A 25,079-nucleotide genomic window follows, 5' to 3' on the forward strand; every position below is an offset into this window, starting at 1 on the left:
AGCGCAACAATATGGTTGCGCCTGGACGTCTGCGATAATAGGGTTTGAGCAACTGGGAGGTTGCTCATGGAGACGGACAGGATCGAAAAGACGGTCGTGCTGAAGGCGGCGCACGACCGTGTATGGCGCGCGATCACGGATTCCACCCGTTTCGGCCGGTGGTTTGGCGTGGAGATCGATGGTCCCTTTATCGCGGGGCAGGAGGCGATCGGGCGGATCGTCCCCACCCAGGTTGACCCGGATGTCGCCCGCATGCAGGAACCGTATCGCGGTACCCCCTGGCGTGTTCACGTCGAGCGGATCGAGCCTATGCGGCTGTTTTCGTTTCGTTGGCACCCATATGCCATCGATCCGGCCCATGATTATGCCGCCGAGCCGATGACGCTGGTCACGTTTGCACTCGAGGAGGTCGAGGGGGGCATCCGGCTTACCATTACGGAGACGGGTTTCGACCGGTTGCCGCTTGCCCGGCGGGCGGAGGCGATCAAGGCGAATGATGGTGGCTGGGCGCATCAGGCCAGGTTGGTGGAGAGATATCTCGCCCTGGGAGACGAGTGAGGCTCTGTTTGAAAAACAGGATTGCCCGGCAGGGGTGATTTTACAAATGGCCCCAAAGAAAGCGCGCTGATGGAAAGCGGATATTGTTCGGACAGTCTGCAATCAGCGGTGCAGATTTTTGCGGCTCTGGGCGATCCGGTCCGCCTGTCGATTGTCGCGCGACTGAGCGAAAACGGGCCGCTGCCCACCGTCCAGTTGAAGGACGGCACGGGGGGAATCACGCGTCAGGGTATCAACAGGCATCTGCGCGTGCTGGAAGATGCCGGGCTGGTGGAAAGCGCGCGGGTTGGCCAGGTTCGGCAATGGCAGTTACGGGCGCAACAGATCGCGATCATCCGCGAGCATCTCGACCGGCTGTCGGCAGTGTGGGATGCCCGTATCGAAGGGCTTCGGGCGTTTGTCGAGGACGGCGATGAGCGATAAGGGGGCCTTCTCTTCGGAAACCGCCTGACCGTCAGGCAATGAGGCTGTCGGTCACGATCTTGCCGCTCATGCCGTCGGTGATGCCGAGGTCGGTGACATGCGGCCCCGGATTGCAGGCGAGGCTGGCGCCGATCACCAGTTCGGGGTGGTATTTCCCGATGGGGCGGCATGGGTCGTAACGGGCGCGGGCTGGGTCGTGGGTGTCTGGCATGTGGCGGCCTTGTGCGTCGCCTTATGCTGCGTGGATGCGGTAAACGCCGGACCGCCACCGGTCCCGATGATGGAAACGGAGACTGTCAATAGAAGAACAGATCGTCCGACCATTTCTTTCCTGGCAGCATTGGCTTGTATTCCCTGGATCTTGCAATGTCAGAACGATAGTTCTCAATGTTGTCAGAGATAAATATTGCGATGATGCATCTTGTGGCGGAGAGTTTAATTTTTGTTCCTCAACGTTCTTGAGGACGGATTGCCGCGGATCGCATCGAAGAGGCCGTGATGCTGGCCCTGGTCCGGCCATGCCGTTATCTTCGACAGGAATTCACAGATCGGAGCGATGATGGATAACCGTGCGGGAGAGATGCTGGTCTTTGTCCGGGTCGCGGAGTCCGGTAGCTTCTCCGAAGCGGCGCGGCAGCTTCTGATGACGCCATCGACGGTCAGCAAGCTGATCGCGCGCATGGAAGATCGCCTTGGCGTGCGGTTGGTCGAGCGGTCGACGCGGCGGCTGTCGCTGACCGACGAAGGGCGTCTCTTCCATGAGCGGAGTGGTGCCCTGTTGGCGGAACTGGACGATATCGAGCGCGAGGTCGGTCAGGGCGGCAAGGGGGCCAGTGGCACGATCCGCGTCAATGCGTCGGTGGCATTCGGTGTGCTGGGGATCGAGCCGCTGTTGCCCGCGTTCTGGGAAACCTACCCGAACATGGTGGTCGATCTGTCGCTGTCGGACGAGATTGTCGATCTTTATCTTGATCGTGCCGATATCGCGTTCCGCGTGGGTCCGCTCGCGGATAGCAGCCTGCTTGCGCGCAGAATCGGGGTCGCACGCCGGAAGATCGTCGCCGCCCCGGCCTATCTTGAACGTCATGGCACACCGGTCACGATCGGAGATCTCGACCGGCATAACTGCCTTGGGTTCAATTTTCGGCGTGCGGCCCCGATCTGGCCGCTGAAGGATGGCGGACGGATCGTCGATCGGATGGTGGGTGGAAATCTGCTGGCCAATAATGGCGAAACCGTACGGCGGCTGGCGCTGGCCGGAATGGGGCTGGCCCGTCTGGGCGATTACCATGTGCGGGAGGATATCCGCCACGGCCGGCTGATCGAAGTGCTGGACCAGGCCGGCCATGGCGACGAGGAAGAGGTCCATGCGCTCTATCCGGGTGGACAGCGCATGCCGCAGCGCATTCGGCTGTTTCTCGATTTCATGATTCCGCGTTTGCAGATCTTCATGCGGAACGACCCTGCGTGAAACGTGGGGTTGCCGTCCGAGCGCTCAGGCCCCGCCGAACGCCAGGGTCTCCGCAAGATGTTGACGATAGCGGCGCGTGGTCGTGTCGATTGCGGGGGCCTTCATGACGTCCGAGGCCAGGAAAGTCGGCAGGGGCGACATGGCGAGGAACTGATTGGCCTTGTGGAAAGGAAAATAGACGGCATCGACGCCCTTGCCTTCGAAGAACTGAGCGGGGGCGACGAAGGCCTCTTCCGGCGCATTCCAAGTCAGGGACAGCATGTAATGCTTGCCGTGCAGCAGGCCGCCTGAGCCGTATTTGCGTTCCGGGTGCGCCCGGCTGCGGCCATCGTTTGCGTAAAGCGCGCCATGGCCGGCGGTGAAGACCTCATCCATGTATTTCTTGACGATCCATGGTGCGCCCATCCACCAGCCGGGCATCTGGTAGATGACCAGATCGGCCCACAGGAAATTCTGGACTTCCTCCTGGATGTCGTAGCCGGAATCGATTTTCGTCTGGCGGATGGCGAAGCCGGCGTTCGACAATGCCTCGACCGCCACCTCATGGAGCGTATCGTTCAGACGTCCGTGCGAATGTGCGAAAACCTTCCCGCCATTCAGAAGGAGGATATTTTTCATGCTCGGTTATCCTGTGGATGGTTTCAGGAGCGGATGATCGGGAAAAGGGGGCTGGAGGATGCCGCGACGGTCAGGGTGCGCCTTCCAGCAGAGTCTTTGCGTGCATGAGGGCCGTCGTATAAGCGGCGTGATACCGTGCGGCCGCGTCTGCTTCACTCAGGCCCACAGGCACGAACCGGCTGCCCCAGCTTATGATGCAGCGGTGGGGGCCGTGTTCGGCGACGGCGACCTGGCCGACATAGTGTTCGACCGGGTCTGGCCCGCTGATATAGGCGTAGGAATACACGCGTTTTCGATCGTCGAAGCGGATCAGGCGTTCCACGATGGTTGTGTCTTCTGCAACGGTCAGGCGCCGGACGCGCCCGCCCTCTTCCAGCGTGCTGGTCCGGATCATCGGTATCCACAGTGGAAGGTTGTCAAAGCCGCCGAGCAGGGCCCAGGCTGCGTCGGCGCTGACCGCGACGTCCATCTGGCTGACGATTTCGACCATACATGTTTCTCCCCTGTTCCGCCGGATGGGGCACCGCACATAAACGGCTCCCGGTTTCCTGCACGTACAGGGCGCCTTTGGACGGGGCTATGGCCCCTGTCGTCACAACGCTTGTGAACGAAATTCAGGAATGGCCCGCAGGCTAGGGTCTCGGGGGGCGCACGCTGCTGCTTCTGGGCGCCGAGCGGCGGCCCAGCGTCAGCCCGTCCTTGTCCTTGATCTCGTCATCCAGCGTCTTCTTGTCGATCGCCTTATCAAGTATCCGGCCCGCATTTCCCAACAGGCCCTGGACCATCCGGCGCGGTAGGTTCAGTGCGGCCGCCTGAGGAACAGCAGCATTTCGCGCAGATGGTCGCCGGTGGACGATGGGGCGGACAGCAGGTCTGAAAAATGCCGCAGGGCTGTCTGGTAGGTCTGTGCGGTCGGGGCTGGAGTGTGGTCCGTCGTGCGTTCGAGCCAGCTTGTGCTGGCGATGCCGGCCTGCTGGCGCAGGTGGAAGAGGATTTCCGTGCAGATCTTCAGGTTTTCCGAACGGCGGAGGCCTTCGAGGCTGGTCTGCTGGCAGAGGATCTCGGCTTTGTTGGACGTGGTTCCGGCCGCGCGCCGCGCCTGCTCGGTTTCGTCGCGGGTGCCGTCGCCGCTGGTGGCAAGCGCGGCATAGCGGAGATTGGCCAGGAAGGCGCGGCTGACCAGGGTGGGGAGCGAGGCCGTGGATTTTTCCGGCCACAGCAGAAGACAGGCGGCCATGCCGACCAGGCTGCCGATGATGTTGTTTTCGGCGCGGGCAAAGCCGAGCCACCAGCCGGTGTCGGAGCCAACGAGGTCGGTGACCAGGACGAAAAGCTGGGTCATGAAGGTGACGCATAGCGTGTAATTGACGCTGCGCAGCGCGATGGTGGTGGCCGATAGCGGGAAAATGAGGAGCAGAACCAGCCATTTTGGACACAGCGTGCCTGCGATGGCGGCGAGGATGCCGCCGGCGACGCTGCCGGCGACGCGCTCGATGGTGCGGGAGAGGGTGGTGCTCCTGCCCGGTTGGGTGACGACGACGACAGCCATCATCGCCCAGTAAGCATAGGGCAGGTGGAAGGCGAGCGTCATGCCGAAGGCGGCCAGAACCGCCACGGAAAGGCGTGCGGCGTGACGGATGAAGATCGGGCTGAGTGGTTGCGACGGCGTGGCAAGGGCGGATGGCGTGGTGCCGCGTCGGGACTGGTCCTTGCCCTGCCAGGCGGTTTGCAGGTCGGTCAGGGCAGCGGCATTCCAGGCGGCGGCGCGAGTTGACAGGGTTTGAGGGTGGGTGCCGAGGCGGCTGAGCGCGCGGATATAGGGGCCGATGCTGTCCGGGGCGTGGCGGCCGGGCGGGATGTCCCGCGCGATGCGGCGGAGGGCGGCGGCGGTGATGCGGATGACACGGGTGGTCTGGGGTGGCAGCGGGGCGGAGAACGCCGCATGTTCGAAGGCGATGAGGGTAACGAAGATGCGGTCGGCGGCCTCGACGGCGGGTAGAAGAGTGGTGCGGGCCGGGCTGAGTGGCGCATCACTGGAGAGTTTTTCGACCGACGAGCGGGCCTGTTCGATGCGGCGGCGGATGTCGCGGCGCCAGGCGCTGAGTTCCTTCTGCTGGGTGAGAAGGCTGGCTGTCTGAAGGTGCGGAAGGTTGAGCAGTCGGAAGGCCATACTGGCCTGTTCGCGAAACAGGGCGGCGCAGGCCTGTTTTTGCGGGGTGCTGGGGTCGACGGGCCAGGCCAGCAGGCAGATGAGCATGGCCCACAGGACGCCGAGGGAGAACAGGGCGGCGAGGGTGATGGCCCCCATCGGGGTCTGGGGATAACAGATGGCGACCACGGCGACGATGGCAGCGAGGACGCTGACCTGGGTGGCGGCCGCCCCTCGGGCCCGGGCAAGCCCGCACAGGAAAACGCACAGACCCAGACCGACGAAGGCGGCGGCGGTGCTGTATCCCGCCAGGGCGGATATGGTGCCGGTGATGAACGCGCCGGCCAGGCCGAAGGATGTCAGGGCCCTGATCCTGCGGCGGAGAAGGCCGCCGGGGTCTGCAAGGCAAGTCCAGAAGGCGGCGAAGGCGGACCACGCCATGAGGGGCATGTTGAGATGCCAGGCGACCAACATGACGGTGCTGACGGCGACGCCGGCCCGTAAGCCCTCGCGGATGGCGATCTGTTCCGGCGCGATGGCAATGGCGCGCGCGCCCAGCCAGTGCGTGACGATAGAGGGCATCAGGCTGTGGGCCAGTGCTTTCAGAAAGCGTGGCTTGCGGGGAAGAGGGGGAAAGAGACTGTTTTTCATGGGCCGGCGCAGGAAGCAGGCCACGGATTATATAAAAGAATCCAGGAAAAGGGGAGGGTCCGTTCCGGACCCTCCCATGTCGAATGATGGTGCGTTGGTCGAGGGGATAGGCCCCTAGCGGATGTAATCCGGCTGTTCACGATCCAGCTTGCGGCGCAGGGCGCGCCAGACCAGTTGGCCCTGATCCGGGTCGCTCTCGAACTGCGCACGGGTGCGCAGCAATTTATCCTCCGAGGGCAGATGCAGCGGGGCGCCCGTCGATTGCGCGGCGATCTGGATGCGGCACGCCTGTTCCAGATAGTAGGTACGATAGAACGCCTGGGCGACGCTCTCGCCGACTGTCAGCAGGCCGTGATTCTGCAGGATCAGGCCGATATTGTCGCCGAGGTCGCGGACCAGCCGCTCGCGTTCGCTCAGATTGTCGTCCGCCGCGATGCCTTCGTAGGGATGAAAGCCGACGCGGCCGTGGAATTCGACATTGATCTGGTTGAGCGGCAGGATTCCATGCTGCTGCGCGGCCACGGTCATGCCTGCCAGCGTGTGGGTGTGCATGACGCAGGCGGCGTCGGGGCGGCTGCGATGAACGGCGGAATGGATCACGAAGCCGGCGGGGTTCACCGGCCAGCTCGTCGCCTGTTTCGGCAGGCCTTCGGCATCCACCACGACCAGCGAACTGGCCGTGATCTCTTCGAACAGCAATCCGTAAGGGTTGACCAGGAATGTGTGGCCGGGGCCTGGCAGGCGCACCGAAAGATGAGTGTAGACAAGATCCGTCATGTCGAACAGCGCGAGCAGCCGGTAGGCGGCAGCCAGGTCCTCGCGCAGTGACTGTTCGTCCTGTTCAGTCTGCGGAGTAGTGAGTGTGTCCGTAGTCATGCGTGCTGCGTCTTTCGTTTGAAATGCCCGAATGTGGCGGTGCCGCGTGCGCCGGTCGGCAGCGCCAGTTCGCCCCGTTCGACCTTGCGGACCAGATATTGGTAGGTCTGCAGGGCCTGCGACCACATGTGATCGCCGATCTTGATGGCCTCGTATGCCTCGCCGCCCTTGTCGAAGGCAGGCAGGGGGCGGATCTGGGTATGGTAGTCGCAGGCATAGAATAATGGGAAGGAATAGCGTTCTTCCTTCACGCTGCGCACGCGGTGCGCGGTGGCGACAAAGGCACCGGCCGTCATGACTTCCAGCATGTCGCCGATATTGACCACGAATGCGCCGGGGATGGGCGGCGCGTCGATCCACTCCCCATTGCCGTTCATGACTTCCAGACCCGGCTGGTCGGCAAGCAGGATGGTGAAACATTCATAATCGGTATGGGCGCCGATGCCCGGCGCGTCCTGCGCCGCGCCGTCATGAGGATAATGGATCATCCGCAGCTTGGAAGGCGGGAATTGTGCCATGTCATCAAAGGCGTTTTCCGGCAGGCCCAGTGCCAGCGCGAAGCCTTGGAACAGCAGGCGCCCGAGGGTGAATACGGCGCGGTAATAGGCCTCGGCCCGTTCGCGGAACAACGGCAGGCCCGGCCAGTTGTTGGGGCCCAGCAGCGGCGTACCGGACAGCACCAGCGGGTTGTCGGCTGGAACCTCGAACCCGATATCGAATGCTTCCTTATGGTCCGGCCGGTCCTTGTTATAGACTTCCTCGCCCTCCGGCACGAAGCCTTTATGGGTCGCGGAGGTGCCGATATAATAGTCCATCTTGCGGTCCAGCGGCAGGGCGAAGAAATCCTTCGCCGCCGCGCGCACGCCGTCGATCAGGTCCCGTGGCACATGATGGCCGGAGATGTAGAGGAAGCCTACATTGCGGGCGGCATCGCCCAGCCTGTCCGCCACTTCCTGCCTGTCGGCGGGATTGGCGGAATACAGGCCGGAAATATCGACGACCGGAATCGAGGTGAAGGTTTCCCGCCGGGTGGTTGCGTCTGTCGTCATGTCAGATGTCTCCTGAGGCCAGGCTGTTCTGGCGCTGCTGGAATGCGTCGAAATGCCGGCGTTCGGTGTCCGCGATCCATCGGTTCAGAGCCCACAGATCGGCCACCGGCGCATTGGTGAAGGGAAGTGTGTGCAGATAGCCGTCCGGGCCGCATTCCGGCGTCAGCGTCGTGACGGCGTAGCCGCGCCGGGCGTGTGCGGCCCACACCTGTGCCCAGACATGCTGATGGAAGGCGAGGGCTGCCGCATATTCCGGCGCGCCGGGATGCGGTACCTGCGGGCCCTGATCATAGCCGACCCGGGCCTGGAGGTGATGGACGCGGTCGATGAAGGCGCTGAAATCGTCCAGCGGATCGTCCAGCAGCCGCTCGCAGGTGACGATCCAGTGGCTGATATCCAGCGTGAACTGCGCATCCGGGCACTGGTTCAGGACGTCCAGCGCGATCCAGGGCGAGGAGAGGATGCGCGAGCGGTGTGTTTCGAACACGCAGCGCAGTCCCACCTGGCGCCCGATCTCGTCTGCCTGGTTGATGAAATCCGCCTGCTGGGTGGCGCCCCAGCGGTCGTTGCCGCCCAGCACGTTGACGAAGCGGGGCTGCATGATGGCAGCGCGGTCAAGCGCGGCGCGTAGGTCGGCCAGATGGTCGGCCAGGGGGGCGCCCTGGCGGGGGATGACGCCGCCGCCGGTCAGGGCGATGGCGATATAGGGCACGCCCTCCTGGCGCAGAAGGCGGCCCTTGTCGGTCGCATCCTGCGCGTTGTCGGGGATGCGTGCCTCAATCCCGTCGAAGGTGGCGGCGCGCATCTCCTCGATGATCTGCGGCCAGGCGCGGGTATCGCCCCACAGGGTCTTGAACAGTTCGAGGCGCATGGCGGCCGCCTTACCCTTGGGCCTAGAAATTATAGCGCAGGTCGCAGCCGACCCAGCGGGGCGTCTGGAGATACTGCACGCGGCTATTGTCGCTGCCGGTGAAGGAATAGGTGTTGCCGTGCTGGTTCAGCATGTTGTCGACATAGACCGCGGCCGTCCATTTGCCGGTCTTGGGCCCGACTTCCATCCGCAGGCCCATCGAGCTGATCTTGTTGGTCTTGCCGTTCGGGTCACCCAGCGCCACCAGCATGTTGTCCTTCCACGTGTAGCTGGCCTGCAGGGTCACGCGATAGCGCGGTGTCACGTCGATGCCGTAGCGCGCGACCGCGCTCCACGAGAAGCGCGGTGCGAAGGGCAAGGCGGAGTGGGAATCCACATTGCCCAGCAGCGGCAGGCCGCCGATCGAGCTGACCGAACTGACGGTCTGTGCGTCGAGATAGGCGAAGGACCCGCGCAGGTCCAAGTTGGGCAGCAGGTCATGCAGCGTGCTGGACAGTTCGCCGCCGCGCGTCCGTGCCCGGGGGATGAGGCCGAGGCTGAGCGAGGTGATGTCGCGCGGCATCTCGGCCACGAACAGGGTCTGGCGGTTGTGGTATTCGTAGTCGAACAGCGAGCCTTCGATCTGCACCTTGTTGTTGAACAGGCTGGTCTTGGCGCCAATTTCGTAGGCGATCAGGTTTTCGGGGTGGACATAGTCCAGGGCCTGGGGGGCGGTGACAGGCGCCGCGAAGTAGGCGCCCGCCTTGTAGCCGTTGGAGATCGTGCCATAGACCAGTGTGCCGGGCAGGATCGTGTAGCGCAGGCCGACGCGGCCGGTCAGGCGCTCATATTCATGGTTCTGGTTGACGTAGGACAGGTGCGAACCCGCCATGCCGGTCACGGCGCCGGTATTGTCCAGCGTGCCACCGTCGAAGCCGCGTTCGTCATAGGACAGGCGGCCGGCGGCGATGAAATCCAGCCCCTTGATGATGTGTGTGACGGTGTTGATGTAGAGGCCGGTCGACAGGTTCTGCTGGACGAAATGATCGGTCAGGCTGGCGTTCGGCGAGTCCAGGATGAAGGAACGGTAGCTGGTATAGGCGCCGTTGATCTTGTCCCAGGACTCATAGACGCCGACCGTCAGGTTAAGGCGCTTGGCTAGGTTCATGTTCAGATGCATGTCGTGCGACTGGGCGATGGTCGTGTCGTTCCAGCGATAGTCGCCGACATTGACTGATTCGCCATCGTAATTGTCATAATCGTCGCGACGGTAGAAATCGATACCGGTGGCCGAGGTGAAGGTGCCGAAATCGAAGTTCCTGGTGTAGTTGATGCCGATGCCGCCGCCGTTTTCGTTGCGCGAGGCGCGGTTGTCGCCGACATTCACCGCATTGTATTTCGCATTCTGGCCGACGCCGATCGTGCGGTCCGGCAGGCCATTTACCGCGTCGCCATCCACATCCTGCGGCGAGACCGGGGTGCCTTTGTCGCGCGTGTAGTGGATGTTCAGCATCAGCGATGACTGGTCATCGATGACGAACTGGGTCAGGTTGCGCAGCGACAGGATATCCTGCGCGCCGTAACGCTGGCCGGTATGGATATCGTGCTGCCAGCCCTCGCCGTTGATGTAGCTGAAGGCGAAGCGGTTGAAGATGCGGTCGGTGATCGGCGTATTGATGGCGCCGCGTGCCGTGTTGGTGCCGTAGCTGCTGTAGCCCCAGTTCAGGTAGCCGCCGAAATGGCCCGTCGGCTTGATGGATTCGATGTTCATGCTGCCGCCGGTCGTGCTGCGGCCATATTCGAAGCCCTGCGGGCCTTTCTCGACACTGACTGTCTGCACGTCGAACATCTGGCCGTTATACAGCACCGGATAGGGCGCGAAGACGCCGTCGATATAGATCCCGATCCCGCCCATGTTGGTGCCGATATAGTCGTCCAGCCCGATGCCTCGGATCGAGAAGATTGGCGTGCTGCCCGAGGTGGCGTTGACGGCGGTCACGCCGGGGATGAAGGCCGCGATCTCCTTGGGGCTGACGATGTGCAGCGACTGGAGTTCCTTGCCGCTGAGCGTGTTGACCGTGTTGGCCATCGTATGGAACCGCGCCGTCCGCGCGCTGGTGACGGTGATGGCTTCCAGCGTCGGGCGCTGGGGGGCGCGGGCGTGACGGGTGGCATGCGCCGGGTGGGTGGTCGTTGCCGGCGGGGACGTGGTCGGCGCGGCGTGCGCTGCGATACTGCTGACCCCGGCCAGAAGCAGCGCCGAGAACAGGACATGCCGGTTCCTCTGTGCGATGGCGGTGCGACACGGGGAACTGGAGCGTGCTGTCATGGGGGCTTTTCCGTCCTGGAATGATCTTGTTCTTATCCAAGAACGAAAAGCGGAATGGTTTCGTTGAGAAGGTTCCAAAGTTTACTTTGCCGCCGTCCTGCATTGCCGGCAGGCGGGGCATGTCTGTGTGTTGGGGCGTGCTCTGTGGTTCGCGCCGATCAGTGGCGGATCATCTGCGCGAGAAAAGTCCGGGCCCTTTCGGTGCGTGGCGCGGTGAAGAATTCCTCGGGTGGCGTGACCTCCAGCACCGCGCCCCGGTCCATGAAGACGATACGGTCGGCAATATGGCGGGCGAATCCCATTTCATGGGTTACGCAGACGGTCGTGATTCCCTGTTCGGCCAGGTCGCGCATGATGCCGACGATTCCGGAAATGGATTCCGGGTCGAGGGCGGCCGTCGGTTCATCGAACAGGATGATCTCGGGATTCATGCACAGGGCGCGGGCAATGGCGACGCGCTGCTGCTGGCCGCCCGAAAGCTGGATCGGGAATTTTTCGGCCTGTTCGGCGATATTGACCTGCGACAGATAGCGGCGGGCCGTGGCCTCGGCATCGGATTTCGTGATGCCGCGCACTAGTTGCGGCGCCAGCGTGCAATTGTCCAGGACGCTGAGATGGGGGAACAGGTTATAGTTCTGGAATACCATGCCGACCGAGCCGCGCAGCGCCGTGAGATTGGTGCGGTCGTCGATGATGCGGCCGTCGATCATCAGGACGCCGCTATCATGCGGTTCGATGCGGTTGAGGCAACGGATGAAGGTCGATTTGCCCGACCCTGACGGGCCGAGCACCACGATCTTCTCACCCTTGCTGATGTCGAGATCGATCCGGTCGAGGGCCAGATAGTCCTTGTAGAACTTGCTCAGGCCACGGATCGAGATGCGCGCGGTCGGATCGGGGGAAGTGCTAAGCTGCATCGGCGGATGCCTTGTTGCGGTCGGCCCAGATGAAGCGGCGCTCGATCCGCTTCTGCAGGAACAGGAAGAAGAAGACCATCGCCAGGTAATAGACCAGGGCGGCGGCATAATATTCGGTGAACTGGAATGTGCGGGCCACCTGGATCTGGGTGACGGCCAGAAGCTCCTGCAACGAGATGACCGAGGCGAGCGATGTCGTCTTCAGCAGGCTGATGAATTCGTTGATGGTGGGGGGCAGGGCGATGCGCAGCGCCTGCGGAAAGATGACATGGCGGTAGGTCTGCGCCGTCGTCATGCCCAGCGCGTCGGCGGCCAGGACCTGGCCCGGATCGACGGCGCGCAGGGCGGCGCGGTTGATTTCCACCTGATAGGCGGATTCATTGATCGAGAGGGAGAGCCATGTCGCCAGGAACGGCGTGAACCAGTGCTCGCGGAAGATGGGGAAGAATTGCGGCAGGGCGTTCCAGATGAACAGCAACTGAAGCAGCGTCGGCGCGCCCCGGAACACGGCGACATAAAGTCCGAGCAGCCGCCTGATGATCGAATCCCGGCCATTCAGCTTCATGGCCATCGGGATCGAGATGGCGATGGCCGTCAGGTGCGACAGGAGGGCGATGACCAGCGTGAGTTCGGCACCCTTGAGGAAGGCTGTGGAGAACAGGGCGCCGAAGAAGGTGGTGAAATCGAAGCGTGATGGCGCTTTCTGATCGGTGAAGACGCTCTGATGGTCGCCGGAAATGCCCCATTTCTTCGCCATGGCGGCGATTTCGCCCTCTTGGGACAGTTCGTCGATCGCCTTCTGCAGCAGGGCGGTATCATGTGAATCCTTGCGGATATAGACCGCGAACTGATGAAAGTCGGGATAATCGGGCGTCAGGATGATCGTGACTTTTCCGCCCAACTGCTTCTGCCGGTAATAGAGTTCGACATCCTGGCTGATGAACGCATGAACCCGCCCGATCAGGACCTGCTGCACGACCTGATCTTCGGTCGGGTATTGCTGCAGGATGATCGGTGCCCGCCTGGCGGCGCGGAGGCGATCATTCTCGCGTTCGATCTGCGCAGCGTAGCTGGTGCCGGACTGCACCGCGACGGTCTGGCCGGACAGATCCGCCATTTCGCGGATCTTCGGCGTGCCGACGCGGGCGACCGCCACCACAGTGGAATCCAGATAGGCAACTGCGTCATAATTCCGCAGCCTTCCCGCCTGGCGCAGGACGCCGCTGATGACCATGCCGCAGCGCTGGGCGGAGAGGCTGGGGAACAGCCCCTCGAAATCCATCGTCTGGGGGATGAGCGTGACATGCCAGTAGGCCGCCAGGCGGCGGGCGAGGTCGATATCCATCCCGGCCAGGGCATTGGTGTCGGACCCGTTGACGAAGGTCATCGGCGGCAGGGTAGGGTTGGTGCAGAGCGTCAGCTGGCCGTCATGCACGAAGCTGGGGAGATCATCGGCCAGCGCGCGCGCGGCCGGCAGGGCGACGGCCAAGGCGAGCAGGGTCGCCGCGAGCATGCGGCGCCATGGGCTGGCGCGGCGTATGGAGCGATCGGAGGCTGGCAGGGACCGAGATCGATATCCGAAAAAAGCGAGGGTAGACGGGCAGGTGCTCGGCAAGCGGGTCCATCCTTCGTGGGGCGGCATGATGCGGAACGGCCACCGGAATCATAGGCGGAATGTTCCGGCTGGCGCCAGCCGGATCGGAACCCTATACACCATTTCGATTGGTTTTTGATTTACCAAAACCCAAAGAGAACTCCATGAGATTTAAATCGAGCACTCTGGAGTGCTCGGCCTAGGTTGGATGGAGAATAGGATCGGACTCGCATTATAGCCGAGCGGAAGGAGTATGGGTACATGACGTCGAACCGGTGGTTCATCGACAGTGAAACCGGCGAATTGTTGGATGTTCTTTTGTGCCCGCCCGACAATTACAGCTGGATACCCAGCAATGACATCGCGATCCAGACCATGGCGAAGGGTGTGCGGATCGACCGGAGTGCTTTGGCGGCGCAGTTCCGCGAGCTGGTTTCGGCCCTGGAAGGGGCGGGCGCGGCCTGCCATTTCCTGCAGCCGCGCGCGGGGATGCCTTATCAGGTCTATACGCGTGACAGCTCGCAGACCACGCCATGGGGCACCGTCGTAACCCGGCTGATGCGCCCCGAGCGCACCGCGGAAGAGGGGGAGATCCGCACGTTCTACCAGCCCGACGATATCTGGAAGAGCGCTACCCAGGGCCATATCGAGGGGGGGGATATCCATATCATCCGCCCGGGCTTGGTTGCCGTGGGCGTGACGGGTGGCCGCACGGACGAAGCGGGGGCGCGCGAGTTCCTGGGGTGGTTCGAGGAGGCCGGGTGGACGACGCGGATGATCCGCTTTCCGGAACATTTCCTGCATCTGGACGTCATTTTTACGATGGTGACGGAAAATCTGGCCATCGCCGCCGTGGACGTGCTGGATGATGAGGATCTCGACTGGTTCCGCGCGCAGGGTATCCGGCTGCTGCCGGTCAGCTACAAGGAAGCGATGCGGGACATGGGCTGCAACGTGCTGGCGCTGGGTCGCGACCGGGTAGTCAGCCCGCGCCATTCAACGCGGATCAACGAGACGCTGCGGGCCGAGGGGCTGACCGTGATCGACCCCGAACTGAACCAGTTCTCGCAGGGCGGGGGCAGCATCCACTGCATGACGATGCCGCTGCGCCGCGCTTCGCTCGTCACCGGCTGAGAGCAGCCGGTCCGGGTCGGCGCCGTCAGGCGTCGACGACGGAGCGTTTGAAGCAGTGTCTCAGAATGCGGACAGGCCCGCCCCCGATACGGGGAGTGGGCCTGTGTCGTTTGTGCGCGGGATTTGAAGCGTCTGCCGCATTCTCGTGCGCGTACCCATCGATGCGACCCGGGGCCCCGCGTCCGGTGAGAACGCGGGGCCTTGGCTGTGGCAGCGATTTAGCGACGCCACCAGCCGGTCCGGCGCGCCGGGGCCGGGGTGGCATCGTCGATGACGATCGGCTGCACCACCGGTCCGTCGGCCGCGGCGGCGGACGTGCTGTCCGCCGTCTCGGCCTTGGGAGCTGCGTCGGCATCGGCCGGTGCGGCCTTTGCGGTTTTGGCGCGTGCCGGTGTCTTGCGGGCCCGCCGGGGCTTGGCGGGGGCCGGCGCGGCCTTGACCGGCTCGGTCTGCTCGACCTTGGCGGTCTTCGTGGCCTTGCGGGTCCGGGTTGCGGCCGTTGCGCGCGTTGCAGCCTTGCGTACGGGCTTCTTCTTCTCCGGCGTTTCCGTCACGGCTTCCGCGACCTCTTCAGGCGCTTCGGCCGGTGCCTCTGCGGTCACCTCAGCGACTGGAGCTGCCTTGGTCGTGCGCCGGCGGCGTGTCCGGGGGGCCGCCGCAGGTTCCACGCTCTCGGCCGGCTCCGCCGGGGCAGCAGCCACGGCGGGCTCTTCCGTCGCCTGAACCGTTGCGGGTTCAACCGCTGCCGGTTCGGCCTCCGCGCTCTTGCGGGTGCGGGGACTGCGACGGCGACGCGGCTTCGGCGCGTCTTCGGCCGGTTCGGCCGCAGGTGCGCTCTCGGGCACCGCTTCCGCCACCGTTTCGATTACCACTTCCACCGGCACGGCTTCGGGTTCCGACACCGCCAATGTTTCGGCGATATCGACGATCTCCGCCAGTTCGGCCTCGGGGGCGGCTGGGCGCCGGGGGGCGGATGCCGCCGGCAGGCCAGCTTCGGTCGATTGCTCGATCACGTCGAAGATGTCGATGATGCCATTGCCGAACGGGTTGGCCGGTGTCGGACCGCGATAGGGTGCTTCTGCGGCCCTGGGTTCGCGCCGGTCGTTCCGGTCGCGCCGACGGCGCGAGCGATCGCGGCCCTCGTCTTCGCGGTTCCGAGGGGCTGGCGCTTCGGCGGGTTCGACCGCCGCAACGACGGGCTCGGCGGCCTCTTCCGCATCCTCATCCTCGCCACCGGCTTCGATAACGGCCGACTGCTGCGTGCCCTCGGCCGTCCGCTCGCCGTTCCGACGCCGACGGCGACGGCGGCGGCGCCGGCGATGGTCGGTACCCTCCTCGGACCCTTCGGCGGCACGCGGAGCCTCCTCGACGGATGTCGGGGCCTCGGCCTGGATCGGGATCTCGCGCACCACGGGGGCGGTCGCCTCGACTGCCACTTCGGCTTCGGTCTCCACCGGTTCGGACAGGGCGGCCTGCACAACCGGTTCGAACCGCTCGGTCTGCGGCCGCACGCGTTCGATGCGCAGTTGGGGTGGCAGGAGCGTGGCGTCGGGGGAGAAGACCACGCGCATCTTGTGCCGCTTCTCGATCTCGTCGAGCCACGCGCGCTTGTTGTTCAGGATATACAGCGCGATCTCGGCGGCTACATGGACCGTGATCTCGGCCGCGCGGCGGCGAGCGCCTTCTTCCTCGACCGCGCGCAGCACGTGCAGGGCCGCGCTTTCGGTACCACGAATGATGCCCGTGCCCTGGCAGTGCGGGCAGGGGGTAAAGGACGATTCCGTAATCGACGGCCGCAGACGCTGCCGCGACATCTCCAGCAGTCCGAAATGCGAGATCGAGCCGACCTGGATCCGCGCACGGTCGGTGCGCAGCGCGTCCTTCAGCCGCCGCTCGACCATCGCATTGTGCTTGCGGCTTTCCATATCGATGAAATCGATGACGATCAAGCCGGCCAGGTCGCGCAGGCGCAACTGGCGGGCCACTTCCTCGGCTGCTTCCAGATTGGTGCGCAGCGCGGTTTCCTCGATATTGCGCTCGCGCGTCGACCGGCCCGAATTGACGTCGATCGCCACCAGGGCCTCGGCCTGGTTGATGACCAGATAGCCGCCCGAGCGCAGTTGCACTGTCGGCGATAGCATCGAGTCCAGCAGGCCTTCGACATTGAAATGAGAGAACAGCGGCTGGCCGCCGTCGCGCCAGCATTTCACCTTCGGCGCGCTCTGCGGCATCAGCATGCGCATGAAGTCGCGCGCCGATTTCCAGCCGGGCTCGCCATCCACCAGAATCTCGGTGACGTCGCGGGTGTAGATATCGCGGATCGCACGCTTGATCAGGCTGGCTTCTTCATAGATCAGCGCGGGAGCCACCGAATTCATCGTCAGGTCGCGGATGTCGTCCCACAGCCGCAGCAGATATTCGCAGTCGCGCATGATCTCGGGGCGGGGGCGCTGGGCGCCGGCCGTGCGCACGATCATCGCCATGCCACGGGGGATCTGCAGTTCCGCGATCACGTCCTTCAGACGCCGGCGGTCGGCGACCGAGGTGATCTTGCGCGATACACCGCCACCGCGCAGCGAATTGGGCATCAGCACGCAATAGCGGCCGGCCAGCGAAATATAGGTGGTCAGCGCCGCGCCCTTGTTGCCGCGCTCTTCCTTGACTACCTGGACCAGCAGGACCTGACGGCGCCGGATCACTTCCTGGATCTTGTAGTTGCGCAGGAAGCGGGCGATGCGGCGCTGCACCATGCTCTCGTCGCCGGTATCGGTCTCGCCGCCCACGGTCTCGGGCAGGGGCTCCGCCTCGCCTTCGGACGCATCCTCGGCCGTGGCTTCGGCAGGAGCGGGCGCTGCGTCAGCGTCATCTTCTGCCTGGGTCTCTTCGGCGCGGGCTTCCTCTTCCTGAAGAGCCAGCAGTTTCTCGCGATCCGCGACCGGAATCTGGTAATAGTCAGGATGGATTTCGCTGAAGGCGAGGAAGCCGTGACGGTTGCCGCCATATTCGACGAAGGCGGCCTGCAGGCTCGGTTCTACCCGGATGACCTTGGCCAGGTAGATATTGCCCTTGAGCTGCTTCTTGGCCGAAGCCTCGACGTCGTAATCCTCGAGCCTGTTACCATCCATCACGACCACGCGGGTTTCTTCCGCGTGTGTCGTGTCGATCAGCATGCGCTTGGTCATTAAAAACGGAACTCCGGTATGCCCGCTTCCGCTGTCTGTCCGGCGTCCTCATGGGGGATGCGCAATCGCGACGGTGGGGAGGGGCAAAGATAGAAATGGGAGACAATTCGATGGATCCGGAAGCCGTTGCGGCGATATCCGCGCAGATCCTGCCCGCGCGCGTCCCATGTGACGTGCGCTGTACCGGGCTGTCTGCGAACGCGGATCGCGTGGCGTTCATCCATCCTCATCAGGCGGTGACGCGCACCTGCGCATGCGCGGTGCGGCGTCGGAATAAAGGGCATCGTCATCCTGCGCCGGCCTTGCGGCCGGGCGGAGCGGCATCCGTGGCCCGTCGATACGGGGGCGGCCTGCCGGATGGACCCGGTCCTGTCGACCTGGCCGTTTTCCGGCGCCAACCGACGCGGACCCATCACGGTGCAAGCATGACCTAACTGAGGCCGCGCTGCAAGCGCTGTCGCATCCCGGAATGACAGGTTGACGATCTGTACCAATGATCTCGCGCAAGCCGTTGAAATGCAGACGAAGGGAGTAGAGCCTGCTATGATCCGTCGCGGAAATGGCCACGAGGGGCGGTTTCATGGATGCTGATCATTCCGAAGGGGCGCCGGCCGGCCGGGGGCGGCGCGCGGTCCTGCTGGCCACGCTGGGCGCAGGGCTTGCGGCACGGGCCGGCGACGCGGGCGCTGCGGTGCGTCGAATGGCCGCGCACAGCGCCGTCGCGCATGCCCGGCACCCCCTGCGTGCCCCGGCGATTGTGGGGCGGGCGGCGACGCCCCTGCCGCTGGTCATGCTCGATCCCGGCCATGGCGGGAAGGACCCCGGCGCGATTGGGGTTTCCGGCACGTATGAGAAACATATTGCCGAGGCGGCTGCCGCTGAACTGCAGCGGCAATTGCTGGCCAGCGGCGCCTATCGCGTCGCGATGACCAGGATGGACGACCGCTTCATCCCGCTGGAAGGGCGGGTGGAGATCGCGCATGCGCATAGTGCGTCGCTGTTCATTTCCATGCATGCCGACGCATTGACCGATCGCTCGGTGCGTGGGGCCAGCGTGTACACGCTCTCCGGGCAGGCGTCTGACGCCCAAAGCGCGGCGCTGGCCCGGACTGAGAACAGCGCCGACCGGTTCGGCGGCCCTCAGGTGCATGCCAATTCGCCGGAGGTCGCGGCCATCCTGTCCAGCCTGGTCAGCGAGGAAACGCGGCGTGGGGCAGCCCATATGGCGAGTAGCGTGGTGGACGCCTTTCGGCCACGGATCGGCCTGTTGTCGCATCCGGCGCGGCATGCGGCGTTTGTCGTGTTGAAATCGGCCGACATTCCCTCGGTCCTAGTGGAAATGGGGTTTATGTCCAACCGGATGGATGAGGCCGCGCTCCGCCAGGCGGGGCATCGGATGATGGTGGCGGGCGCGATGAAACAGGCGGTCGACCGCTATTTCGCCTCGGCCGGCGGGGTGACCCGTCTGACAGGGTGAAAGCCGGGGTGTCCCCCATCAGGCCTTTTCTGTTGCAATCGGTGGGGCGGACTGTATGGTGCGCGGCATGGTTAACGCGATCACCATGACGGCAGGGCTGTCCGGCGCCAAGGCGCTGTTGGTGTCGCATGCCCGCGACCGGGCTGCCCTTCTCCTTCGTCTCCGACTTATCTGCCCCTGAGCGTTCAGGGTCGGCATGATGCCGGCGCGCCCAGGGGAGACGGCGGGAGCAATCCCGCATGCGAGGAAGCAGCGCCCACGCGGCGTATGCAGGCGAACATTCCGGACCTGTCCGAGGTATTTCATGACAATCGACCATCCGTCCTTCGGCCGTATTGACGACGACCGGGTCATCATCTTCGACACGACCCTGCGCGACGGCGAACAATCCCCTGGTTTCTCGATGAATCTGGCCGAGAAGCTCCGGATGGCGGAGGCGCTGGCCGAACTGGGCGTCGACGTGATCGAGGCCGGCTTCCCGGTGGCGTCGAAGGGTGATTTCGAGAGCGTTCACCAGATCGCATCCGCCATCCGTGGCCCGGTGATCTGCGCGCTGGCCCGTAGCGGCGGCAAGAACGACATTGCCAGTGCGGGCGAGGCCATTCGCCTTGCCGAGCGCGGGCGCATTCACAATTTCATCTCTACTTCGCCGCTGCATATGAAATACAAGCTGCGGATGGAGCCCGAGACGGTGCTGGAACTGATCACGGCCGGCAACAAGGCAGCGCGGCAGTTCACCGACGACGTGGAATGGTCGGCTGAGGATGGCTCGCGCACCGACCCGGATTTTCTGTGCCGCTGCGTCGAGGCCGCGATCAAGGCCGGGGCGACCACGATCAACATCCCCGACACTGTCGGCTATGCCACGCCCGAAGACATGGCCCGCATCTTCGCCGACCTGAAGGCCCGCGTTCCGGGCGCGGACACGGTGATCTTCTCGGCGCACAATCATAACGATCTGGGCCTGGGTGTGGCCAACACCATCGCCGCGCTGGCGGCGGGCGCCCGGCAGATCGAATGCACGATCAATGGCATCGGCGAGCGCGCGGGCAATGCGGCGCTGGAAGAAATCGTGATGGCGCTGCGGACGCGCCAGGATGTGCTGCCCTACAAGACGGGCATTCAGACGCCGAACCTGCTGCGGACCTCGCGGATGCTGGCGACGATCACCGGCTTCGACGTGCAGCCCAACAAGGCGATCGTCGGGCGCAACGCTTTTGCGCATGAGAGTGGCATCCATCAGGACGGCGTGCTGAAGAACGCCGCGACCTATGAGATCATGACCCCCGAGAGCGTCGGCTGGACCCGGTCGTCGCTGGTGCTGGGCAAGCATTCGGGCCGCGCGGCCTTCCGCGACAAGTTGAAGGCCATGGGCTATGGCGAGATGGACGAGGCGCATCTGAATGATGCCTTCGCACGCTTCAAGGACCTGGCCGACCGCAAGAAGGTTGTCTACGACGAGGATCTGGTCGCTCTGGTGGATGACGAAGCGCGCGATCATGCCCGCATCCGTTTCGTCTCGCTGGATATCGAGGCCGGGTCGCGCCGCCCGGCGCGCGCGGAGCTGACGCTGGAGGTCGATGGAGAGACTCGCAGCGGTGAGGCGAACGGGCAAGGGCCGGTTGATGCGGCCTTTAACGCGGTGCGGGCGATCTTCCCCCATGAGGCGACCCTGCAGCTCTATTCGGTTGGCGCGGTGACCGAGGGGAGTGATGCCCAGGCCCGCACGACCGTCCGGCTGGAAGAGGATGGCAAGCTGGTCGACGGCCAGGGGGCGGACAGTGACACGCTGGTTTCGGCGGTCAGGGCCTATGTGCATGCCCTGAACAAACTGCTGGTCAAACGCGCCCGGACTGAGCCCGAGGCCCTGAGCGTGACCGCCTGACGGCTGGCGTCGCGGATTGAACGGACAGGCGGGACCTCCCTCGGGAGGTCCCGTTTTTTATGTCCGGCCTTTCCGGGTGCTCCGTGGCCGTGTCGGGTCAGTAACCGTAATAGCCGGCGGGCGGCGGTGGGGGCGGCGGCGGCGGGTACCCGGGCGGCGGATAGGATGGCTGCCCGTATGGCCCGTAAGCGGGGGCCGCGTAACCGCCCTGCGGCGGATAATAATATTGCCGCGGACGATTGGGCGTGGTGGCGGCACCGGTCGCCGCACCGACCGCGCCACCGGCCAGCGCGCCGATCGCGGCGCCTGGTCCGCCGCCGGCCAGGGCACCGATTGCGGCACCGCCGCCCGCGCCGATCAGGCCGCCGCCAAGCGCGCGCTGGCCGGGATCATATGGATTGCTGCAGGCCGCCAGTGACAGGGCAAGAGCGCCCAGTGTCAGGATTCCGGCCTTACGGCCGGGGCGGCGGGTTGGAAGAGCGGGAATGCGAAGAGGGCTCATGGAATTCTCATGGTTTCAGGCCCATGGAGGGCCGTGGGTATCGTACGATACGCCGGTTCACGCTCAATTCGCCATCATCAGAGGATAGTGCGATCGGGGCGATACCGCCGGCGAATCAGGCACCCGGGTCAATATCCGCGTCGTGACGGCGGATTGGGTGTAGTGGCCGCCCCGGCAGCGGCACCGACCGCGCCGCCGCCGAGGGCGCCGATCAGGGCGCCGCTGCCGCCACCGGCCAGACCGCCGATCGCGGCGCCGCCGCCGGCGCCGATCAGCGCGCCGGTTCCGGCGCGTGCACCCGGGTCGTACGGATTGCCGCAACCCGCCAGCGCCAGAAGTCCGGCGCCGAGCAGGGCCGTCCGGGTGAAGAAAGAGGTTCGGGTGCGGATCGTCATGATTATCGTCCTTATCGAAAGGGCCTGTTCGCCAGCTACGGGTATCGTCTTCCGCTGCCGCGAGTTTCCCCGCAGGTCGTGTGCGTAGCGGGGCATTCCGGTGGCGAAAAAAAGGCGGCCGGATCTTTTTCGCCGGCTCTTTCGCGCTGGACCGAATGGCGGCCTGAGGAGAGATAGGGAGGGGCAGTGCCTTTTTCATGTCTGGAAGAGGGTGACGGCCTGAAAAGCACGAATTAATGTGGCTGGGCCTTGCTCGTGTCCTGTAGCCCCGGTAAGCCCTCGGCCTGATCCGGCAGATTGGGATGCGTCGCGACGGGCTGCCTTGCGGCAGGTCGTGCGTCCCATGTTCCGAATCGTGTGCCGCCGTGTTGTGCTTGTTTGTCGGGAGTTCTGGATGTTTGCTCGTCTGCTGGGTCTATTGTCGGCCGATATGGCCATCGACCTCGGCACGGCCAATACCCTTGTCTATGTCAAGGGACGCGGCGTTGTCCTGAATGAACCGTCGGTGGTCGCCATCGCGGATGTGCGCGGCAAGAAGCAGGTGCTGGCGGTTGGCGAGGAAGCCAAGCAGATGGTCGGGCGCACGCCTGGCAACATTACGGCGATTCGGCCTCTGCGCGACGGCGTCATTGCCGATTTCGAGGTCGCGGAGGAAATGATCAAGCATTTCATCCGCAAGGTACATAACCGGCGGATGTTTGCGAGCCCGCTGATCATCGTCTGTGTTCCCTCCGGTTCCACTGCTGTCGAGCGCCGGGCGATCCAGGAAAGTGCGGAGAGCGCGGGCGCGCGCAAGGTGTTCCTGATCGAGGAACCGATGGCGGCGGCAATCGGCGCCGGCCTGCCGGTGACCGAGCCCTCGGGCAGCATGATCGTCGATATCGGCGGCGGCACGACCGAGGTTGCCGTGATCTCGCTGGGTGGAATCGTCTACGCCCGATCGGCCCGTGTCGGCGGCGATAAGATGGATGAGGCCATTATCTCCTACATTCGGCGCAACCATAATCTGCTGATCGGCGAAAGCTCGGCCGAGCGCATCAAGATCGAACTGGGTTCGGCCCTGCCTCCTGACGATCCTGATGATGACGGTGGCTGGCGTGAGGTCAAGGGGCGCGACCTGATCAATGGCGTTCCGCGCGAGGTTGTGGTGTCGCAGGCGCAGATCGCCGAGAGCCTGGCAGAGCCTGTCAGCCAGATTGTCGATGCGGTGACGACTGCACTGGAAAATACGCCGCCCGAACTGTCGGCGGACATCGTGGACAAAGGCATCGTCCTGACCGGTGGTGGTGCGCTGCTCTATCGCCTCGACGACGTGCTGCGCCGGGCCACCGGCCTGCCGGTCACGGTCGGCGAGGATGCGCTGTCCTGCGTGGCCCTGGGGACTGGACGCGCCCTGGAAGAGATGAAACGTTTGAAGAATGTACTGACCAGTATGTACTGACGACGAGCGGAACGCGGGGGGCCGAGGCGATGGACGTCCGGCATAATGACGGGTGTGACTGGCGTGGGTATGCACGATACCCGGCGAATCCGTCATGATTCCGCTTTCCATCACCTTGCGTCAGGCGCTGGAACGGCTGGTCCTTCCGATTCTGATCGTTGCCGCGCTGGGGATCATCCTGCTTGGACAGGCGGATCGCAGTCTGACGGAACGGGTGCGGATGGGGTTGGCCGATATTCTGGCGCCCGCGTACGGGCTGGTTGTCTGGCCGCAGGAACAGGCGCGCGACCTGCTGGGCCGCATGCGCGACATGGGCCGGATCGAGGCCGAAAACCAGCGCCTGCGGGCGGAAAACGCCAATCTGCGCCATTGGTATGATGTCGCGGCCGCGCTGGCGGATGAAAACGCGGCCCTCAAGGCTAATTTGCACTGGATGCCCGATCCCTCGCCGTCTTTCGTCACGGGCCGGGTCGTCCGTGATACCAGTGGTCTGTATGCCCGCAGCGTGCTCGTGGCGGCCAATGTCGATGCGGGAATCCATAAGGATGAGATCGTGCTCGACGGTTCGGGCCTGGTCGGACGCGTGACCGAGATCGGTAGCCGGTCGGTGCGTGTCCTGCTGCTCACCGATGCGTCGAGCCGCATACCGGTCAGACTGGAAGTCAGCCACGGGGCCGCTATAATGGCCGGCGATAATTCGGGTACACCTCGCCTTATCTACTATCCCCAGGACAATCCCCCGGTCGAGGGAGAGCGCGTCGTCACCAATGGCGAGATCGATACAATGCCCGCGGGCCTGCCTGTCGGGCAGATCCATTATGTTCGCCCCGGTCAGCCGGTCGTCATCCCCTTTGCGTCACTGGGGCATCTCGACATCGTCCGGGTCTTCGATTACGGGCGCTCCGCTGTCGTCCCCCCCGATGCGCCGGGGCGGATTCCGGTGCGGCGCCCGGCCGATTCCTTCTCGCTCCCATTTCCCTCCCCACTCGGCCGTGGATGAGAGTGTGCATGGATGACGCCCGACCAGGCTCCAGAGTTCCAACCGGGCATTCAGCCTCGGCCCAGTCTGTGGCGGCGGCTGGACATGCTGTCGCGGCGTGGCCTGCCCGCCGCGCTGACCGGTATGGCTGTCCTGCTGCTTTCCGCGCCGTTCGACCTGCCCGGGCAGGCAGAGTTGCTGCCGGGCATCCTGCTGTCGTCCGTTTTCTTCTGGTCGGTGTTCCGGCCGGCGTCGATGTCGTCGCCGATCGTGTTCCTGCTTGGGATGCTGGTCGATCTGCTCGGGTTCGGGCCGCCGGGTGTGATGCTTCTGGTAGTGCTGCTCGTCCATGGGGTGGCACTTTCTGGCCGCTACGGCTTCTCGCGGGCTCACATTCTCGTTCTGTGGCTGGTGTTCGACGGCGTGTCGCTGGCCGCGACGGCGCTGCAATGGGGACTGATTTCCGCGCTGTCGCTGCATCTGGTGCCCATGATTGCCTTCGCGTTCCAGTGGGTGCTCGGGGTCGGTGTGTTTCCGCTTCTCTGCGTGGTCTTCAGCACCCTGGGGCGTTCTATCGCCAATCCGGATCGGGTCTGATG

22 protein-coding genes are annotated in these 25,079 nt (G+C 64.4%); 9 read left to right on the forward strand and 13 right to left on the reverse strand.

The features are described 5' to 3' along the window. The first annotated feature begins 66 nt into the window (after positions 1 to 66). The gene (locus HLH35_RS10150; protein ID WP_220790626.1) at positions 67 to 558 is read left to right on the forward strand and encodes an SRPBCC family protein; all 492 of its coding nucleotides are present in this window, start codon (positions 67 to 69) and stop codon (positions 556 to 558) included. A gap of 69 nt (positions 559 to 627) precedes the next feature. After that, a complete protein-coding gene (locus HLH35_RS10155) occupies positions 628 to 981 on the forward strand; it encodes an ArsR/SmtB family transcription factor (protein WP_182979021.1) in 354 nt (117 codons plus the stop codon). A gap of 31 nt (positions 982 to 1,012) precedes the next feature. Here HLH35_RS10155 and HLH35_RS10160 read toward each other — a convergent pair whose 3' ends face one another. After that, positions 1,013 to 1,192: a hypothetical protein gene (locus tag HLH35_RS10160; protein ID WP_182979070.1), complete on the reverse strand. Its 180-nt coding sequence runs from the start codon at positions 1,190 to 1,192 to the stop codon at positions 1,013 to 1,015. 348 nt (positions 1,193 to 1,540) lie between these two features. On the opposite strand from HLH35_RS10160, the gene HLH35_RS10165 reads away from it, so the two are divergent. Beyond that, on the forward strand, positions 1,541 to 2,452 hold the full coding sequence (locus HLH35_RS10165) for a LysR family transcriptional regulator (RefSeq protein ID WP_182979066.1): 912 nt from the start codon (positions 1,541 to 1,543) through the stop codon (positions 2,450 to 2,452). Positions 2,453 to 2,476: 24 nt separating this feature from the next. Here the strand turns inward: HLH35_RS10165 and HLH35_RS10170 are convergent, their stop codons facing one another. The 9 genes from HLH35_RS10170 to HLH35_RS10210 all read right to left on the reverse strand — a co-directional run bounded on the left by HLH35_RS10170 (position 2,477) and on the right by HLH35_RS10210 (position 13,404). Further along, complete coding sequence (locus HLH35_RS10170) at positions 2,477 to 3,070, reverse strand: NAD(P)H-dependent oxidoreductase (protein WP_182979022.1); 594 nt, start codon at positions 3,068 to 3,070, stop codon at positions 2,477 to 2,479. Positions 3,071 to 3,140: 70 nt separating this feature from the next. After that, the gene (locus HLH35_RS10175) at positions 3,141 to 3,560 is read right to left on the reverse strand and encodes an SRPBCC family protein (RefSeq protein WP_182979023.1); all 420 of its coding nucleotides are present in this window, start codon (positions 3,558 to 3,560) and stop codon (positions 3,141 to 3,143) included. Positions 3,561 to 3,869: 309 nt separating this feature from the next. After that, the gene (locus HLH35_RS10180) at positions 3,870 to 5,801 is read right to left on the reverse strand and encodes an FUSC family protein (protein ID WP_246385003.1); all 1,932 of its coding nucleotides are present in this window, start codon (positions 5,799 to 5,801) and stop codon (positions 3,870 to 3,872) included. Between the two features lie 183 nt (positions 5,802 to 5,984). Then, positions 5,985 to 6,746, reverse strand: coding sequence for a class II aldolase/adducin family protein (locus tag HLH35_RS10185; protein WP_182979025.1), 762 nt, complete (start codon positions 6,744 to 6,746; stop codon positions 5,985 to 5,987). After that, on the reverse strand, positions 6,743 to 7,795 hold the full coding sequence (locus tag HLH35_RS10190; protein WP_182979026.1) for an isopenicillin N synthase family dioxygenase: 1,053 nt from the start codon (positions 7,793 to 7,795) through the stop codon (positions 6,743 to 6,745). The genes HLH35_RS10185 and HLH35_RS10190 overlap by 4 nt, the downstream gene beginning before the upstream one ends. A gap of 1 nt (position 7,796) precedes the next feature. Then, positions 7,797 to 8,666 carry a sugar phosphate isomerase/epimerase family protein gene (locus HLH35_RS10195; protein WP_182979027.1) on the reverse strand — a complete coding sequence of 290 codons (870 nt, stop codon included), beginning with the start codon at positions 8,664 to 8,666 and terminating at the stop codon, positions 7,797 to 7,799. A 22-nt stretch (positions 8,667 to 8,688) separates the two neighbouring features. Next, positions 8,689 to 10,734: a TonB-dependent receptor gene (locus HLH35_RS10200; protein WP_246385013.1), complete on the reverse strand. Its 2,046-nt coding sequence runs from the start codon at positions 10,732 to 10,734 to the stop codon at positions 8,689 to 8,691. Positions 10,735 to 11,132: 398 nt separating this feature from the next. Next, on the reverse strand, positions 11,133 to 11,891 hold the full coding sequence (locus HLH35_RS10205) for an amino acid ABC transporter ATP-binding protein (RefSeq protein ID WP_182979029.1): 759 nt from the start codon (positions 11,889 to 11,891) through the stop codon (positions 11,133 to 11,135). Beyond that, positions 11,881 to 13,404: an ABC transporter substrate-binding protein/permease gene (locus tag HLH35_RS10210; RefSeq protein WP_182979030.1), complete on the reverse strand. Its 1,524-nt coding sequence runs from the start codon at positions 13,402 to 13,404 to the stop codon at positions 11,881 to 11,883. Before HLH35_RS10210 ends, HLH35_RS10205 begins: the two co-directional genes overlap by 11 nt. A 342-nt stretch (positions 13,405 to 13,746) precedes the next feature. Here HLH35_RS10210 and HLH35_RS10215 point away from each other — a divergent pair, with 342 nt between their 5' ends. Then, positions 13,747 to 14,619 (forward strand): dimethylarginine dimethylaminohydrolase family protein, encoded by an 873-nt coding sequence (locus tag HLH35_RS10215; protein WP_182979031.1) that lies wholly within the window; start codon positions 13,747 to 13,749, stop codon positions 14,617 to 14,619. Positions 14,620 to 14,837: 218 nt separating this feature from the next. On the opposite strand, the gene HLH35_RS10220 is transcribed toward HLH35_RS10215, so the two are convergent. Beyond that, on the reverse strand, positions 14,838 to 17,801 hold the full coding sequence (locus HLH35_RS10220; RefSeq protein WP_182979032.1) for an Rne/Rng family ribonuclease: 2,964 nt from the start codon (positions 17,799 to 17,801) through the stop codon (positions 14,838 to 14,840). Positions 17,802 to 18,501: 700 nt separating this feature from the next. Between HLH35_RS10220 and HLH35_RS10225 the strand changes: the two genes are divergently transcribed. Next, a complete protein-coding gene (locus HLH35_RS10225) occupies positions 18,502 to 19,278 on the forward strand; it encodes an N-acetylmuramoyl-L-alanine amidase family protein (RefSeq protein WP_246385014.1) in 777 nt (258 codons plus the stop codon). Between the two features lie 304 nt (positions 19,279 to 19,582). After that, positions 19,583 to 21,163, forward strand: a complete 1,581-nt coding sequence (locus HLH35_RS10230; protein WP_182979034.1) for a 2-isopropylmalate synthase — start codon at positions 19,583 to 19,585, stop codon at positions 21,161 to 21,163. Between the two features lie 97 nt (positions 21,164 to 21,260). Here HLH35_RS10230 and HLH35_RS10235 read toward each other — a convergent pair whose 3' ends face one another. Beyond that, positions 21,261 to 21,665 (reverse strand): cell envelope biogenesis protein OmpA, encoded by a 405-nt coding sequence (locus HLH35_RS10235; RefSeq protein WP_182979035.1) that lies wholly within the window; start codon positions 21,663 to 21,665, stop codon positions 21,261 to 21,263. A 128-nt stretch (positions 21,666 to 21,793) separates the two neighbouring features. Next, positions 21,794 to 22,060, reverse strand: a complete 267-nt coding sequence (locus tag HLH35_RS10240; protein ID WP_182979036.1) for a cell envelope biogenesis protein OmpA — start codon at positions 22,058 to 22,060, stop codon at positions 21,794 to 21,796. A 394-nt stretch (positions 22,061 to 22,454) separates the two neighbouring features. Between HLH35_RS10240 and HLH35_RS10245 the strand changes: the two genes are divergently transcribed. From HLH35_RS10245 to HLH35_RS10255, 3 genes are all read left to right on the forward strand, one after another. Continuing rightward, positions 22,455 to 23,501 carry a rod shape-determining protein gene (locus tag HLH35_RS10245; RefSeq protein ID WP_182948744.1) on the forward strand — a complete coding sequence of 349 codons (1,047 nt, stop codon included), beginning with the start codon at positions 22,455 to 22,457 and terminating at the stop codon, positions 23,499 to 23,501. Between the two features lie 94 nt (positions 23,502 to 23,595). Further along, the gene (gene mreC, locus HLH35_RS10250) at positions 23,596 to 24,501 is read left to right on the forward strand and encodes a rod shape-determining protein MreC (RefSeq protein ID WP_182979037.1); all 906 of its coding nucleotides are present in this window, start codon (positions 23,596 to 23,598) and stop codon (positions 24,499 to 24,501) included. A gap of 12 nt (positions 24,502 to 24,513) precedes the next feature. Beyond that, positions 24,514 to 25,077, forward strand: a complete 564-nt coding sequence (locus HLH35_RS10255) for a hypothetical protein (protein ID WP_182979038.1) — start codon at positions 24,514 to 24,516, stop codon at positions 25,075 to 25,077. The last annotated feature ends 2 nt before the right edge of the window (positions 25,078 to 25,079 follow it).

The organism is Gluconacetobacter asukensis, assembly GCF_014174375.1.
In the GTDB taxonomy this organism is placed as follows: Bacteria; Pseudomonadota; Alphaproteobacteria; order Acetobacterales; family Acetobacteraceae; genus Gluconacetobacter; species Gluconacetobacter asukensis.

Coding starts and splice junctions, on each gene's coding strand:
- HLH35_RS10150 (WP_220790626.1), top strand. CDS start 67: ATGGAGACGGACAGGATCGAAAAGACGGTCGTGCTGAAGGCGGCGCAC.
- HLH35_RS10160 (WP_182979070.1), bottom strand. CDS start 1,192: ATGCCAGACACCCACGACCCAGCCCGCGCCCGTTACGACCCATGCCGC.
- HLH35_RS10195 (WP_182979027.1), bottom strand. CDS start 8,666: ATGCGCCTCGAACTGTTCAAGACCCTGTGGGGCGATACCCGCGCCTGG.
- HLH35_RS10215 (WP_182979031.1), top strand. CDS start 13,747: ATGACGTCGAACCGGTGGTTCATCGACAGTGAAACCGGCGAATTGTTG.
- HLH35_RS10200 (WP_246385013.1), bottom strand. CDS start 10,734: ATGGCCAACACGGTCAACACGCTCAGCGGCAAGGAACTCCAGTCGCTG.
- HLH35_RS10170 (WP_182979022.1), bottom strand. CDS start 3,070: ATGAAAAATATCCTCCTTCTGAATGGCGGGAAGGTTTTCGCACATTCG.
- HLH35_RS10155 (WP_182979021.1), top strand. CDS start 628: ATGGAAAGCGGATATTGTTCGGACAGTCTGCAATCAGCGGTGCAGATT.
- HLH35_RS10210 (WP_182979030.1), bottom strand. CDS start 13,404: ATGCTCGCGGCGACCCTGCTCGCCTTGGCCGTCGCCCTGCCGGCCGCG.
- HLH35_RS10225 (WP_246385014.1), top strand. CDS start 18,502: ATGGCCGCGCACAGCGCCGTCGCGCATGCCCGGCACCCCCTGCGTGCC.
- HLH35_RS10180 (WP_246385003.1), bottom strand. CDS start 5,801: ATGCCCTCTATCGTCACGCACTGGCTGGGCGCGCGCGCCATTGCCATC.
- HLH35_RS10245 (WP_182948744.1), top strand. CDS start 22,455: ATGTTTGCTCGTCTGCTGGGTCTATTGTCGGCCGATATGGCCATCGAC.
- HLH35_RS10205 (WP_182979029.1), bottom strand. CDS start 11,891: ATGCAGCTTAGCACTTCCCCCGATCCGACCGCGCGCATCTCGATCCGT.
- HLH35_RS10220 (WP_182979032.1), bottom strand. CDS start 17,801: ATGACCAAGCGCATGCTGATCGACACGACACACGCGGAAGAAACCCGC.
- HLH35_RS10165 (WP_182979066.1), top strand. CDS start 1,541: ATGGATAACCGTGCGGGAGAGATGCTGGTCTTTGTCCGGGTCGCGGAG.
- HLH35_RS10175 (WP_182979023.1), bottom strand. CDS start 3,560: ATGGTCGAAATCGTCAGCCAGATGGACGTCGCGGTCAGCGCCGACGCA.
- HLH35_RS10190 (WP_182979026.1), bottom strand. CDS start 7,795: ATGACGACAGACGCAACCACCCGGCGGGAAACCTTCACCTCGATTCCG.
- HLH35_RS10235 (WP_182979035.1), bottom strand. CDS start 21,665: ATGAGCCCTCTTCGCATTCCCGCTCTTCCAACCCGCCGCCCCGGCCGT.
- HLH35_RS10255 (WP_182979038.1), top strand. CDS start 24,514: ATGACGCCCGACCAGGCTCCAGAGTTCCAACCGGGCATTCAGCCTCGG.
- HLH35_RS10240 (WP_182979036.1), bottom strand. CDS start 22,060: ATGACGATCCGCACCCGAACCTCTTTCTTCACCCGGACGGCCCTGCTC.
- mreC (WP_182979037.1), top strand. CDS start 23,596: ATGATTCCGCTTTCCATCACCTTGCGTCAGGCGCTGGAACGGCTGGTC.
- HLH35_RS10185 (WP_182979025.1), bottom strand. CDS start 6,746: ATGACTACGGACACACTCACTACTCCGCAGACTGAACAGGACGAACAG.
- HLH35_RS10230 (WP_182979034.1), top strand. CDS start 19,583: ATGACAATCGACCATCCGTCCTTCGGCCGTATTGACGACGACCGGGTC.